This is a genomic window from Xanthomonas sp. Leaf148, assembly GCF_001423585.1.
GTDB lineage: Bacteria > Pseudomonadota > Gammaproteobacteria > Xanthomonadales > Xanthomonadaceae > Xanthomonas.
In genome coordinates this window covers 25,386-40,284 of the sequence record NZ_LMOP01000001.1, presented here as the reverse complement: position 1 = coordinate 40,284, position 14,899 = coordinate 25,386, and the positions used below count along the sequence as shown (strand labels likewise).

15 protein-coding genes and 3 tRNA genes are annotated in these 14,899 nt (G+C 63.7%); 7 read left to right on the top strand and 11 right to left on the bottom strand.

Going from position 1 to position 14,899, the window contains the following annotated elements; genetic code table 11:
* The first annotated feature begins 20 nt into the window (after nucleotides 1-20).
* Entirely contained in the window at nucleotides 21-233 is a 213-nt protein-coding gene (csrA, locus tag ASF90_RS00160) for a carbon storage regulator CsrA (RefSeq protein WP_003481884.1), read from the top strand.
* 83 nt (nucleotides 234-316) lie between these two features.
* Nucleotides 317-409: transfer RNA gene (locus ASF90_RS00155), tRNA-Ser, on the top strand.
* Between the two features lie 87 nt (nucleotides 410-496).
* Here the strand turns inward: ASF90_RS00155 and ASF90_RS23130 are convergent.
* Nucleotides 497-664 carry a hypothetical protein gene (locus tag ASF90_RS23130; protein WP_156364934.1) on the bottom strand — a complete coding sequence of 56 codons (168 nt, stop codon included), beginning with the start codon at nucleotides 662-664 and terminating at the stop codon, nucleotides 497-499.
* A gap of 1,771 nt (nucleotides 665-2,435) precedes the next feature.
* Here ASF90_RS23130 and ASF90_RS00150 point away from each other — a divergent pair.
* Nucleotides 2,436-4,367 (top strand): PAS domain-containing methyl-accepting chemotaxis protein, encoded by a 1,932-nt coding sequence (locus ASF90_RS00150; protein ID WP_193552590.1) that lies wholly within the window; start codon nucleotides 2,436-2,438, stop codon nucleotides 4,365-4,367.
* Between the two features lie 270 nt (nucleotides 4,368-4,637).
* Here the strand turns inward: ASF90_RS00150 and ASF90_RS00145 are convergent, their stop codons facing one another.
* Complete coding sequence (locus ASF90_RS00145) at nucleotides 4,638-5,339, bottom strand: pirin family protein (RefSeq protein WP_055844255.1); 702 nt, start codon at nucleotides 5,337-5,339, stop codon at nucleotides 4,638-4,640.
* Nucleotides 5,340-5,474: 135 nt separating this feature from the next.
* On the opposite strand from ASF90_RS00145, the gene ASF90_RS00140 reads away from it, so the two are divergent.
* Both ASF90_RS00140 and ASF90_RS00135 read left to right on the top strand, forming a co-directional pair.
* Nucleotides 5,475-6,419 carry a LysR substrate-binding domain-containing protein gene (locus tag ASF90_RS00140; protein WP_055844252.1) on the top strand — a complete coding sequence of 315 codons (945 nt, stop codon included), beginning with the start codon at nucleotides 5,475-5,477 and terminating at the stop codon, nucleotides 6,417-6,419.
* 44 nt (nucleotides 6,420-6,463) lie between these two features.
* Nucleotides 6,464-7,456 (top strand): DedA family protein/thiosulfate sulfurtransferase GlpE, encoded by a 993-nt coding sequence (locus ASF90_RS00135; RefSeq protein ID WP_055844249.1) that lies wholly within the window; start codon nucleotides 6,464-6,466, stop codon nucleotides 7,454-7,456.
* 282 nt (nucleotides 7,457-7,738) lie between these two features.
* Here ASF90_RS00135 and ASF90_RS00130 read toward each other — a convergent pair.
* From ASF90_RS00130 to ASF90_RS00090, 9 genes are all read right to left on the bottom strand, one after another.
* A tRNA-Arg gene (locus ASF90_RS00130) sits at nucleotides 7,739-7,815 on the bottom strand.
* A gap of 93 nt (nucleotides 7,816-7,908) precedes the next feature.
* Nucleotides 7,909-7,985 (bottom strand) — tRNA-Arg (locus tag ASF90_RS00125).
* 40 nt (nucleotides 7,986-8,025) lie between these two features.
* The gene (locus ASF90_RS00120; RefSeq protein ID WP_055844246.1) at nucleotides 8,026-8,946 is read right to left on the bottom strand and encodes an alpha/beta fold hydrolase; all 921 of its coding nucleotides are present in this window, start codon (nucleotides 8,944-8,946) and stop codon (nucleotides 8,026-8,028) included.
* Nucleotides 8,943-9,752, bottom strand: coding sequence for a bifunctional hydroxymethylpyrimidine kinase/phosphomethylpyrimidine kinase (gene thiD / locus ASF90_RS00115; protein WP_055844242.1), 810 nt, complete (start codon nucleotides 9,750-9,752; stop codon nucleotides 8,943-8,945). Before thiD ends, ASF90_RS00120 begins: the two co-directional genes overlap by 4 nt.
* A 69-nt stretch (nucleotides 9,753-9,821) precedes the next feature.
* Entirely contained in the window at nucleotides 9,822-10,304 is a 483-nt protein-coding gene (locus ASF90_RS00110) for a hypothetical protein (protein WP_055844240.1), read from the bottom strand.
* Nucleotides 10,304-11,701, bottom strand: a complete 1,398-nt coding sequence (locus ASF90_RS00105) for a PhoH family protein (protein ID WP_055844239.1) — start codon at nucleotides 11,699-11,701, stop codon at nucleotides 10,304-10,306. Before ASF90_RS00105 ends, ASF90_RS00110 begins: the two co-directional genes overlap by 1 nt.
* Nucleotides 11,702-11,783: 82 nt before the next feature.
* A complete protein-coding gene (locus ASF90_RS00100; protein WP_055844227.1) occupies nucleotides 11,784-12,266 on the bottom strand; it encodes a peroxiredoxin in 483 nt (160 codons plus the stop codon).
* Nucleotides 12,267-12,305: 39 nt separating this feature from the next.
* Nucleotides 12,306-12,656, bottom strand: coding sequence for a ribonuclease E inhibitor RraB (locus tag ASF90_RS00095; RefSeq protein ID WP_055844224.1), 351 nt, complete (start codon nucleotides 12,654-12,656; stop codon nucleotides 12,306-12,308).
* 13 nt (nucleotides 12,657-12,669) lie between these two features.
* A complete protein-coding gene (locus tag ASF90_RS00090; RefSeq protein ID WP_115511939.1) occupies nucleotides 12,670-13,296 on the bottom strand; it encodes a glycine cleavage system protein R in 627 nt (208 codons plus the stop codon).
* 93 nt (nucleotides 13,297-13,389) lie between these two features.
* Between ASF90_RS00090 and dapA the strand changes: the two genes are divergently transcribed.
* Nucleotides 13,390-14,298: a 4-hydroxy-tetrahydrodipicolinate synthase gene (dapA, locus tag ASF90_RS00085; RefSeq protein WP_055844221.1), complete on the top strand. Its 909-nt coding sequence runs from the start codon at nucleotides 13,390-13,392 to the stop codon at nucleotides 14,296-14,298.
* 16 nt (nucleotides 14,299-14,314) lie between these two features.
* Entirely contained in the window at nucleotides 14,315-14,830 is a 516-nt protein-coding gene (locus ASF90_RS00080) for a hypothetical protein (protein ID WP_055844218.1), read from the top strand.
* Nucleotides 14,831-14,899: the final 69 nt, after the last annotated feature.

Here is a 14,899-nt window from a genome sequence, read left to right as displayed (position 1 = left end):
GGTTCCAGGAGATTTGCAAAATGTTGATCCTCACTCGCCGGGTAGGCGAAACCTTGATGATCGGCGACTCGGTCACTGTTACCGTGCTCGGCGTCAAGGGTAATCAGGTGCGTATTGGCATTACTGCACCGAAAGATGTGGCTGTGCATCGCGAAGAGATTTATCAGCGCATCCAACGTGGGGACGAGCCGGTCGCCTCTGGCGCGCATCACGGCGACGATTCTTCGAATTGATCGTCATAAAGGGTTTACGTTAGCCCCTGTTACCCGGTATTCTTCGCGGCCTGCCACGGACATCGCGGCAGGACGCAAAAACTGGAGCGATGCCCGAGCGGCTGAAGGGGCTCCCCTGCTAAGGGAGTATAGGGTCAAAAGCTCTATCGAGGGTTCGAATCCCTCTCGCTCCGCCAGTGTTCTAAACGCCCGCAAATCCTTGATTTGCGGGCGTTTTTATTTGGGTTGATGGGTGCGGTCAGCGGTGATCGCCAGCTGTGACGTCAAATTCCATCGCCATCGCCATCGCCACTTCCGCTGCCTTTGATGGATTGCGAGCCGTGCGCTCGCTCTTGCTCGGGTGCCTGCTGGGCGTTCATGCCTTCCCGTGCCGTTGTTCCTCGATCGCTGCGTTCTTCATGGCCGCCGCCGGGGATCTTTGCATCGCTCATTGTTGAGGGCGCTGCGGTGCGAGCTGTGTCGCATTGAAGGCGTGAATCCGCGATGCCTGCAACAGGCGGATGTGTGAGTCGACGATGCGTGGGACAGGCGATCGGCAGCTGTGTTGCGGGAGGCTCAGACATTTTCGAAGCATGCGCGGTGGCGTTGCCGCTGCACGTGGCAGCGCTGGCTTCTTGGTCAAGGCTTGTCGTCATCGCTTCCGATAACTGACAGCTACCGCGCCAGACGCGCGTTCGTGAGTATGCGTCGCGGGTTGGTGGCTCGAGCGATGTCGGATTGCCGCGGGATGATCGGTCTGGTGTGCTGGCATTACGCCCTGGGTGAGGCCGCAACCACCATAAATCGCAACCGACATGCAGTTGCCGGGTCTGATCGGCGCCATCCGCCATCCGCCATCCGCCAACCGCCAACCGCCATCCGTATCGGTCGCGTCGTCGACCATTTCGTCACCGAGTGTCGCTGTTGAAGCGATATGTAACGGGTCTCCTGCCACCTGGCCCGGTAGGCGCATTGTTCTTGGCTTTTTCTCCTGTTGCGTGCCCTCATGCTTTTTGATGTTCGAAAAATAGGCGCGCTTGGAGGGGGCGGTTAGCGGACTGCGAAACCATCTTCGCTTGCCGCTTGCCGCTTGCCGCTTGCCGCTTGCCGCTTGCCGCTATTTCCCGCCATGCAAAATGCAGACAGCAAAACAGCAAACAGTAGAGTCAATCTCCTGCGTTCAACTTCGCAGACCACCTACTGCGCTAACTGCAGACCTAAGGCTTAAGGCCTAAAGAAGCTCTGAACGACTCGTCCGTGTGTTTTCGATCAACACTCCTGGCAATCTTCACTACGCGCAACGGCTTGATGTTCAGCATGGAAGACCACCGCGTTCGAGCGACATCCCAGGATCACTCGTCCCGCCGCGCGTCGTTCAGGCCTTTCTTAAGCTGCGGGGTTTGCCTTCTTGCTGGCGTGTTTTGCCCGGCGCTCCCTTGTTCCTGCTAGCTGCCGGTTCTTTGATCAAAGCGGCAACTTTTTTGCCGCACGCGTGTTCCAGTTCGCGTGCCTCGCCGATGCACGACGATGCTGCGAGAGGACGTGGCCGATCTTTATCTGAGCCTCGTTTTGCCGATGATCCAGCGCATGCTGCCGCGTCGGTGACGCTGCCAGTGATGTCGGCAGTGATCTCTGCAAGGCGATAGATGCAATGGGGCGTGTTGCGATGTCGACGGAGTCGCTATGCAACGGGTAAGTCGTCGGTCGCTCGAAAATGCAGAAGCCAGCGGTCCGGAGAGCCGGTCGCATCCGCCGGTGTGAGCGGCGTTTACGGGTGCTTTTTTCCAACGATGCAAGACGGAGGAGGGTCCATCGCGAGCGATCGCCGATACGCTGGTGCTGCGTGCGCCTTGGCGGCCAACGCACTGCATCCGCCACTGTGTTGCAGATCGGAGAAGAAAGTCTGGTCTTCCTTGCACGCCAGGAAACAAGGCCTCGACTTTACGCTGGCGCTGCGTGCGCCTTGGCGGCCAACGCACTGCATCCGCCACTGTGTTGCAGATCGGAGAAGACGGGCCTGGTCTTCCTTGCACACCCAGGAACAGGGCTTCGACTTCGGGAATGGGGGGGGCATGGAGAGGACGATCAGAGAGAGACCATCTGACATCTGAACCACTCGACTCTATGGCAAACGAAGGGGGTCAAGTAAGGCGCGTGCGTGTCGCTAAAGACGTGACCCATATCTCGGATTTCGACGTGATGCGCCTACCGTTGCTTGGACGCCTGTTCTCTTCCTGGAGCCGTGGGCTGCAGCACAAGGCCAATGCGGTGGATCGGGTGATGGCGGTGATCGAATTCGATCTGGACGGCCGCATTCTGGATGCCAATCAGAACTTCCTCACGCTCATGGGATACCGGCGTGACGAGGTGGTTGGTCAGCATCACCGCATGTTCGTGACGACGAGTGATCGCGACAGCGAGAGCTATCGCCAGTTCTGGGATGCGTTACGGCGTGGCGACTTCAATGCCGGGCGCTTTTGCCGACTGGATAAACACGGTCGCGAGGTCTGGATCAATGCCTCCTACAACCCGCTGCTGGATCGTGCGGGCAAGGCCTACCGCGTGGTGAAGTACGCCACCGACATCACCGAGCAGGTCCGTCAGACCGCCGATTTCGAAGGGCGCATCGATGCGATCGACAAGGTGATGGCGGTGATCGAATTTTCGCTGGATGGCACAGTGCTCGATGCCAACCAGAACTTCCTGCAGGTCATGGGCTATCGGCTCGATGAGATACGCGGCAAGCACCACGGCATGTTCGTGGAGGCGCAGACGCGTCAATCGGCGTCCTATCGCGCGTTCTGGGATTCGCTTGGGCGCGGTGCATTCGATGCTGGTCGCTACAAGCGCATCGGCAAGGATGGCAGGGAGGTGTGGATCCAGGCGTCCTACAACCCGGTTCTCGACGAACTTGGTCGCCCTTACAAGGTGGTCAAGTACGCCACCGACGTCACCCGTCAGGTCATCGATTCGGCCGATGCGGATGGGCGCATACAGGCCATCGACAAGGTGATGGGCGTGATCGAGTTCGATCTGCACGGCCGAGTGCTGAGTGCCAACGATAACTTCCTGGCGATTCTTGGTTACTCGTCGAACGAGGCCATTGGCCAGCATCACGGGGTGTTCGTCGATGCGGCCTACCGCGCCTCCGACGAATACCGTCATTTCTGGGCAAAGCTGGCACGCGGCCAGTTCGACGCTGGGCGGTATCGGCGGTTGCGCAAGGATGGCGGCACGGTGTGGATCCAGGCGTCCTACAACCCGATCCTGGATGTCTCCGGGCGCCCGTACAAGGTGGTCAAGTACGCCACCGACGTGACCGATCAAGTGCGCTCTGCCGAGCGCATGCGCGACCTGATGCGGCAGACCATGAGCATCGCGCAGAACGTGCAGCGCGAGTCGCATCATATTTCTGCCAGCAACCAGGAGCTGGTCAGCCGGGTGTCCACGCAGTCCAGCGCCGTGGCGCAGACCTCAAGTACGATCGATCAACTGGCCGCCACCGTGCGCACCAATTCCGAAAATGCCGGCTCGGCCCGACGCATGGCCGAGGACTCGGCTGCGGTGGCGCGGCGCGGTGCGGACGTCATCGCGGACGTGGTCAAGACCACCGCCGGCATTCGATCGGCAACCGACCGCATCGGTCAGATCATCGAAGTGATCGACGGCATCGCGTTTCAGACCAACATTCTGGCGCTCAACGCGGCGGTGGAAGCGGCGCGCGCCGGCGAGCAGGGACGCGGGTTTGCGGTGGTCGCCACCGAGGTGCGCAGCCTGGCGCAGCGCTGTGGCGTGTCGGCCAGGGAGATTCGTTCCCTGATCGACAATGCGACCAACCAGGTCGGCGATGGCTCGCGCCTGGCCGAACAGGCCGGCGTCGTGATGCAGGACGTAGTGGCCTCGGTACTGCGTGTCACCGCGACGGTGGAGCAGATCGCCGCCGCCAGTCACGAGCAGGCGCTGGATATTTCGACTGCGAACACGGCGCTGCACTCCATTGGCGTGCAGGCGCGCGACCAGGCGCAGATGGTCGACGATCTGGCGCGGTCGGCACGCGTGCTGGAAGCCGATGCGGACGCGTTGTTCGCGCTGGTCAACGGCGATGCCGACGGAGCTGCGCAGTCCGACACGCCGTTCAAATCGCAGGCCGCATAACGGCCAATCGCTGAGACTGCGACCGCGGTGGCCGGGTGTCCAAGCCTTCGTCTTCGGCGCTGACGACGGACGTCATGTCATGTCGTGTCGCGGTGCGTGTAAGCCACGTGTTGTCGCAGCAAGGTAAGGCAAGCGCACCAACCACACGCACAGCGTCGCGTCCAGATTTTCGCGCGCAGCACAAAGCCCGCTAGCGCGGGCCTTGTGCGTTGGGGTCAACGCCGCTTGCAGCACATGCAGGTCGTTTGCGCTGCAAGGGCCGTGACCGGCTTACTTCGGCAGATCGAACACCAGCACTTCCGCATCGCGTGCATCGGCCAGCACGATCTCCGGCTCGCCGATGACCTGCACCGCATCGCCGGCCGACAACGCCTGTCCATTGACGCTCAGGCTGCCGCGGGCCACTTGCACGTAGCCGATGCGGCCTTCAGCCAGCGGCTGCTGCAGGCGTACGTCGCCATCGAGGATCGATGCATACAGCCGTGCGTCCTGGTGCAGGCGCAGCGAGCCGTCGTCACCGGCCGGCGAGGCGATCAGGCGCAGCTGGTTGCGCTTGCTGTCGGCATCGAAATGCTTTTCTTCGTAGCTGGGCTCGATACCGTTGCGCTCGGGCATCACCCAGATCTGCAGGAAGTGCACCGGCTCGCTGGACGAATGATTGAACTCGCTATGGGTCACGCCGCTGCCGGCGCTCATGCGCTGCACATCGCCGTAGTGCAGCACCGAACCGGTACCCATGCTGTCCTTGTGCTCCAACGCGCCGTCCAGGACGTAGGAAATGATCTCCATGTCGCGGTGGGCGTGGGTGCCGAAGCCTTCGCCCGGGGTCACCTTGTCTTCGTTGATTACCCGCAGCGGGCCGATGCCCATGTGGCGCGGGTCGTGGTAGCTGGCGAAGGAGAAGGTGTGGCGCGAAGACAGCCAGCCATGCTCGGCACGGCCACGGGTTTCGCTCTTGCGGACATTCAACATGTTGCTTCTCCTTGAAAGATTCGAATTGGCGCCGGGGGTGAATCGGTGTCCCTGCGGCTTGATGCGTAGTCTCCGCCTCTGCCGATCAGAGAAAAAGCGAGTAGATTTGGCTGCTACCATCGAAAAATTCGAACAATGAAAATCAGCCTGGAAGCGCTGCAGATCCTGGATGCGATCGACCGTCGCGGCTCGTTCACCGCGGCGGCCAAGGTGTTGTTCAAGGTGCCCTCGACGATCTCGTACACGGTTTCCAAGTTGGAAGACGATCTAGGCGTGCAGCTGTTCGAGCGGGTGGGGCCGAAGGCAACGCCGACCCAGGCCGGGCGCGAACTGCTGCGCGAAGGGCGCAACCTGCTGCGTGCCGCGCAGGAGCTGGAGGTGCGCGTGCGGCGCGTCGCCTCCGGCTGGGAGTCGGACTTTGCGATCGGACTGGATGCGATGTTGCCGGCTGCACTGCTGCAGGCGCAGATCCTGGACTTCTACGCCGTGGCCGACAGCACCCGGCTGCGGGTGCTCAGCGAGTCGCTGTCCGGCAGCTGGGAGGCGCTACTGGACCGGCGCGTGGATTTGATTGTGGCGGCGGGCGAGGGGCCAAGCGGCGGTGGTTATGTCGCCGAACAGATCGGCACCGTGCGCTTTGTGTTCGCAGTGGCCGCGACGCATCCGTTGGCCGGCGCTCAGCTGCTCGGTGCGACCGAGCTGGCCGACCATCGCGCGATTGCCGTGGCGGATTCGGCGCGGCGTCTGCTGCCGCGCACGGTCGGTCTGTTGTCCGGCCGCGATGTGCTGACCGTGCCGGACATGCACACCAAGTTGCTGCTGCAATTGGCCGGGGCAGGCTACGGGTTTCTGCCTGAGCCGTATGCGCAGGGCGCGCTGCTGGAGGGCCGTTTGCGCCAGGTGCCGGTGGAAACGCACAAGGCCGACGAGACCTTCTCCCTGGCGTGGCGGCCGGGCGAAGAGGGCGAGGCGCTTGGCTGGTGGCGGCGCGCGTTGCGGGCCGACGGTCTGTTCGAGCGATGGTTGCAAGCGCTTGCCGAAACGTATCGTTTCGCTGCCGCCGGGCAGTCGCAAACGTGATCAAGAGCGGATAATGACCGTTCGCCGTCGCGCAGGGTCGTCGCATGCAAGGCTTGATCGAACAGTACGGATTGGCGCTGGTGTTTGCCAACGTGCTGGCGTTGTCGCTCGGGCTGCCGGTGCCAGCGCTGCCGACGCTGGTGCTGGTCGGCGCCGGTTACGCGCTGCGCGGCGGTAGCGAGGCGTGGCTGGCGGGTCTTGCCGCGTGGGGCGTGTCGGTGCTGGCGAGTCTGCTTGGCGACCTGGTGTGGTATCTGGCAGGCCGTCGTTTTGGCAATCGCACCTTGCAGTCGCTGTGCCGGTTGTCGCTTTCGCGCGATACCTGCATGAAGCAGACCGAGCGATTCTTCTCGCGCTGGGGCGTGCGCGTGCTGGCAGTGGCCAAGTTCGTGCCGGGCCTGTCGATGGTGTCGGTTCCGATGGCTGGTGCGATGCGGGTGCGGCCGGGCGCGTTCCTGCGTTACGACGCGTTCGGCGCTTCGCTGTGGGCATTGGTCGGGCTGGGTCTTGGGGCAGTGTTCGCCCATCAGGTGCAGGACGTGCTCGTGTTCTTGTCCGAGCTCGGTTCCGGTGCGGTGGTGGTGTTGGCCGCGCTGCTGGCCTGCTACGTCGGGTGGCGCTGGTGGCGGCGTCACACGCTGCTGCGCTCGCTGGAACAGGCGCGTATTGCAGTGGACGAGTTGGTGCCGCTGCTGGACGGTGACGAGAGCCTGCGGCCGACAGTGCTGGATATCCGTGCGCCGGGATATCGTGACCTGCAGCCGTACACGATTCCTGGCGCGGTGTTTGCCGACGAACGCCAGCTTGCGCAGATTCTGGCCAGCGTGCCGCGTGACCGCAGCGTGGTGATTTATTGCGCGTGTCCCGACGAAGTGTCTGCGGCGTGGCTGGCAGGTCGGATGCGCGAGCGTGGCTATCGCGATGTGCGTCCGTTGCTGGGCGGGCTGGATGCGTGGCGCGATGCCGGGCATCCGGTGACCTCGTTGGTGCCGGTGGTGGTGGTCGGCCAGTCGGATGCTTTGGGCGCTACCGCGTGAGCGATCTGCGTCCTGTTCGATAAGAACAGCTCACCAAACGACTGTGCAGTTGCCTGCCTGGCGCGCGGGCGCGGCCGGTGCTCGCTGCCGCGTCGCTTGCAGCGTGGTTCTGAGCGCGCCTTCCATACCCATCCGGCAACGCGCGCTACGTCTTGATGGGCGCTTTAACGCGCACCGCAGCGCATTCGTATCGATACGCTGCACAAGCTGCATTCGCGGGCGATGCAGGACAAAAACGACAGGCAAAAAAAAGACCAGCAAGCTGGTCGTTTTCTTCAAGATTGGTGCGCCCGGAGAGATTCGAACTCCCGACCGCCTGGTTCGTAGCCAGGTACTCTATCCAACTGAGCTACGGGCGCATATCTTGTTTGACTTGCCATCCGATGCATTGCAGTCGGACGTTTTAACTAAAAAAACAGCGGTTCAGTGCTGTCTTTTTTTGTTCCTGAAGATGGTGCGCCCGGAGAGATTCGAACTCCCGACCGCCTGGTTCGTAGCCAGGTACTCTATCCAACTGAGCTACGGGCGCCTCGTCAGGAGCGGAATTATGCGGATGCCCGACGTACTCGTCAATCCCTTTGTGAAATTCGATTGTCGCCGGCCGCATCGGCACGCGTGCGTTGCAGCGCAGCCGCGACGGCGGCGGGTGCCTTAATCCATGCAAAGTGATCGCTGCGCACGCCCAGTTGCGCATCGTCCAACTGCTGCACCTCGGCATGCGCCTGCGGCATCTTCTGCAGCAGTGCATGCAACGCCGCAGCCGGGCCGAAGTGATCGTGGTCGAAGGTCAGCGCCTTGATCGGTACCGTCAACGCGCCCAGTGCGCGCTCCAGATCCCAGGTGCTGCCTGCAGCGAGATAGCGATTGCTGCGGCCGACCTGCGCCCAGTCGGCGATCAGGCTGCGTGCCTCGGTGCCGCCGAAGCCGAGCGATCGCCCGTGCAGCACGCCTTGCACGCGCGCAAGCCAGGGCAGGGCGCGATACGCCAGCGGCAGCCCGTAGCGCATCGGGCGCGGAAAATTGCGCCAGTACGGCGAGCCGCTGGCAACCAGCCACAGCTGCGCCAGCGGTGAGTCGCGTTGCGAAGAAACTCGCGACGCCTGCAACGCGGCATGACAACAGGCCAGCTGCCCGCCCAGGCTGTGCCCGCCGACGATGCGCGGGTAGTGCGGGTCATGCCGATCCACCAGCGCCTGGCTGGCTGGGAGGTCGTCGGCAAGCAATGCGCGATAGCCCCAGTCGTGTTGGCGCGATGGGCGCAGCGTGCTGCTGCCATTGCCGCGCCATTCGTGCAGGTAGACCGCGATCCCGGTAGCGGCCAATGCATCGGCGAACGCTTGGTAATGCCGAGCTGCCACGCCCAATGCCGGCAGCCACAGCAAGCTGGCGGTCGGTTGCGCTGGTGCACTGCGAATCACCTGCCAGCGATGTCCATCGGCTGCGCTGGCGGGCAGCGTGTCGCTATGCACGCCTTCGCTATGCACGCTCATACCGCTGGAGCGGCGCCGAAGTGGTCGAGCACCAGTACCTCGCTGTGCCCTGGGCGCTGCCCCAGGCGAATGGCGCGCGCCACGTAATCAATCGCTGCTTCGCAGGCATTGAGCAGCGACAGGCCTTGGCACAGTTGCGCGGTAATCGCTGCCGACAGACTGCAGCCGGTGCCGTGCGCATCGACGTCGACACGCGGATGCATGAACACGTCCTGGGTGACGCCGTCATCGAAGCGATCGATCACGCGCGCGCCCTCATGCAGGTGGCCGCCCTTGAGCAAAACAGCGTTCGCGCCCAGCTCCAGCAGCGCGGCGGTCGCATGTTCGGCGGCGTCGGCCGTGTCGATGCGGCGGCCGGTCAGCAGCTCGGCTTCCGGCGTATTGGGCGTGATCAAGGTTGCCAGCGGCAACAGGCGGGTGCGCAGCGCATCCAGTGCCGCGTCCTCGAGCAGGCGCGCGCCGCTGGTGGCGACCATGACCGGGTCCAGCACGATGAAGGGTGGGCGATGGGCTTCGAGCAGATCGGCCACGCAGTGGATGACGTCGGCATTGGCCAACATGCCGAGTTTGACGGCCTGGATCTGGAAATCGGCAAAGCAGGCATCCACTTGCGCGCGCAAAAATGCGATCGGCGGGATGTGCACGGCGGTGACGGCGCGCGTGTGCTGCGCGGTCAATGCGGCAATCGCCGACAAGCCATGCACGCGATGCGCGGCGAAGGTTTTGAGATCGGCCTGGATGCCGGCACCACCGCCGGAATCGGAGCCGGCGATGGTCAATGCGGACAGCGTGCTGGGCGTGGTCATGCGCCGATTCTGCACTGCCGGCTGGCGGCTGTGCAGGAATGGCGCAGCGATGCTGACGTGTGGGCGGTGTTACGGCGTGCCGTTCACCGCGATCTGCGAGAACGCGCCGGTCTGCGGGTCGTACAGCGCACCCCAGAAGGCGCTACCGCCGTCGCAGACCTTGATCGCTTCCCTGGCCGGTTTCACTGGCGGGTCGTTGGGCAGCTTGAAGGCGTTGATATAGATCAGTTGCTGGCCCTCGATCACCACGCCCACATATTGCCGGTCGAACTCGCGCGGCTCGGCGATGCTTGGCGTCAACGCATCCTGCCGGGATTCGAGCTGCTCGATCTGTTGATGGCTCGGTTCCCAATAGCCGGTGATCTGGCCCGGATGACGCGCCGGACTGTCGCGCGAGCAGGTGTCCAGCACCTGCTCGGCGACGCTCTGACGGGTGATGATCCACGACTGCCCGCTTTTGAGGTTGGTCGGTACGGTAGAGGGCGCTTGCGTGGTCGCACAGCCGGCCAGCGCGAGCACTGCAAGGGCTGTAGCGCTGCGAAGCGTTCGCATCACAGCACCTCCGAGGCGAAGTCGGCCAGACGCGAACGTTCGCCACGGCGCAGCGTGATATGCGCGCTGTGCGGCCAGGCCTTGAAGCGATCCACCGCGTAGGTCAGGCCGGACGTGGTCTCGGTGAGGTAGGGCGTATCGATCTGCTCGACGTTGCCCAGACAGACGATCTTGGTGCCGGGGCCGGCGCGGGTGATCAGCGTCTTCATCTGCTTCGGCGTGAGGTTCTGCGCTTCGTCCAGAATCAGATACCGCGACAGGAAGGTGCGGCCGCGCATGAAGTTCATCGAGCGGATCTTGATGCGGCTGGCGAGCAAGTCGTTGGTGGCCGCGCGGCCCCATGAGCCGCCGTCCTGGTTGTGGGTGAGCACTTCCAGGTTGTCGGTGAGCGCGCCCATCCACGGCGTCATCTTTTCTTCTTCGGTGCCGGGCAGAAAGCCGATGTCTTCGCCCACGCTGACGGTGGCGCGGGTCATGATGATTTCGCGGTAGCGCTGCTGATCCATCGTCTGCGCCAGGCCCGCGGCCAGCGCGAGCAAGGTCTTGCCGGTGCCGGCGGTGCCGAGCAACGTGACGAAATCGATCTCCGGGTCCATCAGCGCGTTGAGCGCAAAGTTCTGCTCGCGGTTGCGCGCGGCGATGCCCCAGACCGCGTGCTGGGTGTGGCGGAAATCATCCACCAGGCACAGCGTGGCCTTGCCGCCGCCGACCTTGGCCACACGCAGTTCGACGTCGTCTTCGCCAGGCAGATACAGGTACTGGTTGGGGTACCAGTCTTCGTCGTCGGCCAGCACGATCTCGTAATGGGTGCGGCCGCGCTCGTTCCAGCTGCGCAGGTCCTCATTGTGCTTTTGCCAGAAGTCTTCCGGCAACTCGATGGCGCCGGTGAACAGCAGGCTGAAATCGTCCAGCGCGCGGTCGTTCTGGTAGTCCTCTGCCACCAGGCCGCTGATGTAGGCCTTGATGCGCAGGTTGATGTCCTTGGACACCAGAATGACCGGCACATCCGGGTTTTCTTCGCGCAGCGCCAGCACCGAGGCCAGGATCTTGTTGTCCGGCAGCATCGCGCCGAAGGTGCGGCCCGGGTCGATCGGGTGAATCTGGAAATACAGCCGGCCAATCGCGGCCTGGCCCTTGAGCTGGATGCCCTGCGGGTGACTCAGCAGAATGCCGGCCTGAATCTGCTCGGCGTTGGTGTTTTCCAGCAGTTCGTCCAGGAAGCGGCTGACCTGGCGCGCGTTGCGGCTGACTTCGGAGGTGCCCTTCTTGGCGTTGTCGAGTTCTTCGATCACCTGCATCGGAAGGAACACATCGTGTTCTTCGAACTTGAACAGCGAGGTGGGATCGTGCATCAGCACGTTGGTGTCCAGCACGTAGATGCGCTTGCCTCGGGTCATTGGGTCTTCCAAGTGATGGAGCAGGGGCGAGCCATCACGCCTGCGTGTGCAGGGTGATGGAGGACAGGGGAAACGAGGGGCGTCACTGTTTGGCGTGCGCCTTCACGGCAGCCAGCATAGCCTCGGCATGGCCGGCAACCTTGACCTTGCGCCAGGCCTGCACAATGCGTCCCTCGGGCGACAGCAGGAAGGTGCTGCGCTCGATGCCGAGCACCTGTTTGCCGTACATGTTCTTTTCCTTGATCACGTCGAAAGCGCGGCACAAGGCTTCGTCGCCATCGCTGATCAAGGGAAAGTTGAAGCCTTGCTTGGCGCAGAAATTGTCGTGCGACTTCACCGAGTCGCGCGAGACACCCAGGATGGCAGCGCCGGCTTTCTTGAAGTCCGGCAGCAAGGCATTGAAGTCCAGGCCTTCGGTGGTGCAGCCGGGCGTGCTGTCCTTCGGGTAGAAGTACAGCACCACCCACGTGCCGGCATAGCCGCGCAGGGTGGTCTGGGTGCCGCCGGACAGCGCCAGCGGCAGGTCGAGGGTGGTAGCGGGCAGTTCCAGTACAGCGTCGGTCATCGTTGCTCAGCCTGAAGGGGAGAGGCGGTCGGCGGCCGATCAGGCCGGCCCGACGTCCATCCCATCATAAGCAGCTACATGGAAACGTTTGGCGAGTGCATCGAACTCTGCATTGCGCTGATTCAGCGATTCAATGGTGTGGTGTTCGCGCTTGTCCACATGCAGGAAATACGACTCCTCATCGTCGCCGTCGTCTTCGTCGCGTTCGCCGAGAAAGATGTCGATGACGCGATAGCCGTCCTGGGTCAGCTGCTCGGAAAGTTGTTGAAGCGGCTGCTGCGCCGGGTCGGCGAAAAAGTATTCCCAGCGCAACGGGCCGTCGAGATTCCAGTCGGTCTCGGAGCGGATGTGATCGAACATCTGTTTCAGCGCGGATTTGGCGATGGCCATCGGTGCGTCTGCCTTAGAACTTCATCGGGTCCATGATCGCGTCGAGATTGAGGTGATCACAGAATTCCAGGAAATCATCGCGCAACGCGGCGATGTGCATGTTGGCCGGTACCCCGATGGTCACCTGCGCCGAGAACATCTCCGCGCCGGTCTGCATGGCGCGGTAGCGGGTGCTCTGCAGGTTTTCGATGGTGATGCCCTGGCGGTCGAAGAAATCGGCCAGCTGGAACAGGATGCCCGGCTTATCGGCGGCGATCACTTCGACGATGTACGGCAACAGGTTGGACTGGGTCTGCTTGGGGCCGGTGCGGTACCAGACCAGCTTGAGGCCCTCCTCGCGTTCCAGCCGGGTCAGCATGGCTTCGAGCTTGGCGACCGAATCCCAGGAGCCGGTCGCCAGTGCGGTGACCGAGACATCGCGCCCCACCGTGGCCAGGCGAGCGTCCACGAGATTGCAGCCGCTGTCGGCGATGCGGCGGGTGACAGGCAACAGGGGGGACTCCGGATGCGTCGTATAGGCGTTGATCAGGAGGTGATTTTCGGTCGGCGAGGGCCGGGGTGTAGAGTCAGTCAAAGGGGCTTCCGGCATTGCATCAGGCTGAATGGCCGCCCGGACAGGCGCCCTGGCGGTGACCAGCATACTTGCCCGTGGTTTCGCGCCGCAAGTAACATGCAGGCGGTCGCAACCCGCGTGCGCGCGGGCCTCCCCTTGTCACGTAAGAGCAGCAGAATCTTGTCCCTTTCCGGCATCATCACCGCGCTGGCGACCCCCTTCGGGCCGGACGGCGCACTCGACTTGGATGCCTGGCGGCGGCTGCTGGAGCAGCAGCTGCACGCTGGCGTCCAGGGAATCGTGGTTGCCGGCTCCACCGGCGAAGCCGCCGCGCTGAGCGACGACGAATACGACACATTGCTGCGCGCCGCGGTGGCCCAGGTCGCCGGCCGGGTGCCGGTGCTGGCCGGTACCGGGCTGTCCGGCACCGCAAAAACCATTGCGCAGACGCGCCGCGCCGCCGCGCTGGGCGCGCAATACGCGCTGGTGGTGACGCCGCCGTACGTGCGCCCGACCCAGGCAGGGTTGAAAGCGCATTTTGTGGCCGTGGCCGACAGCGGCGGGTTGCCGGTGGTGTTGTACAACGTCCCCGGCCGTACCGGCTGCGATCTGCTGCCGGAGACGGTGGCCGAGCTGGTCGATCACCCCAACATCGTCGGCATCAAGGAAGCGCGTAGCGAGCCCGAGCGCGTCGCCGCGCTGGTGGCGTTGCGCAGCGACTCCTTCGTGGTGCTCAGTGGCGATGACGGCAGTGCCGCGCAATCGATGCTGTCCGGCGCCCAAGGGCTGATCTCGGTGGCGTCCAACGCGTTGCCGTCGGCGTACCGTCGCTTGTGCGATCTGGCCCGCGATGGCCAGCGCGATGCCGCCCTCGCATGGGATGCGCGCCTGAGCGAATACCATAGCTTCTGCGGGATCGAATCCAATCCCATCCCGGTCAAGGCGCTGCTGCAGCGCGCCGGGATCGGGCACGGCCTGCGCTTGCCGCTGCTGCCACTTTCTGCGGCGCACCAGCCTGCCGCCGACCGCCTTGCCGCCGACGCTGTTGCGTTGGAAGCACTTTCCAGCCGCGAAATGCTCGCGGCCTGACCCAGGAGATCTATCGATGCGTCATTCCGTTTCCCCCGTCCGCGTGCTGTCGCTCGCGTTGCTGGCGACCGCCACTGTCGCCGCCACGAGTGGTTGCAGCTGGTTTCACAAGGGCGCGCGCGGCGACTATGCGTTGGCCCCGGAAGCCCGTCCGCTGGAAGTGCCGCCGGATCTGAACCTGCCCGACACCTCCGGTGCGATGAAGGTGCCGACCCTGGCATCGACCACCCAGCAGACCAATACCCCGCCGTCGGCAAGCGCCAACAGCGGTTTCACCGTGCCGGGCGAGCGCGATGAAGTGTTTGCCAAGGTCGGCACGGCGCTGGCCGAGATTCCCGGCCTGACCGTCGCCAGCAAGGCGCAGATGCTGGGCTCCTACGACGTGAGCTACGAGGGTTCCAGCTTCCTGGTGCGCGTGGTCAAGGTCGAGGCGGGCAGCTATGTGTCGGCAGTGGATCCGCGCGGCATGCCAGCCACGGCCGCTGCACCGGTGGCGGTGATCAGCGCGCTGAAGGGCAAGCTCGGCGGCTGAGTGGTTTGGCCATTACCGGACAGCAAAACGGGCGCTCAGGGCGCCCGTTTTGCGTTGTTGCGGTGTGGT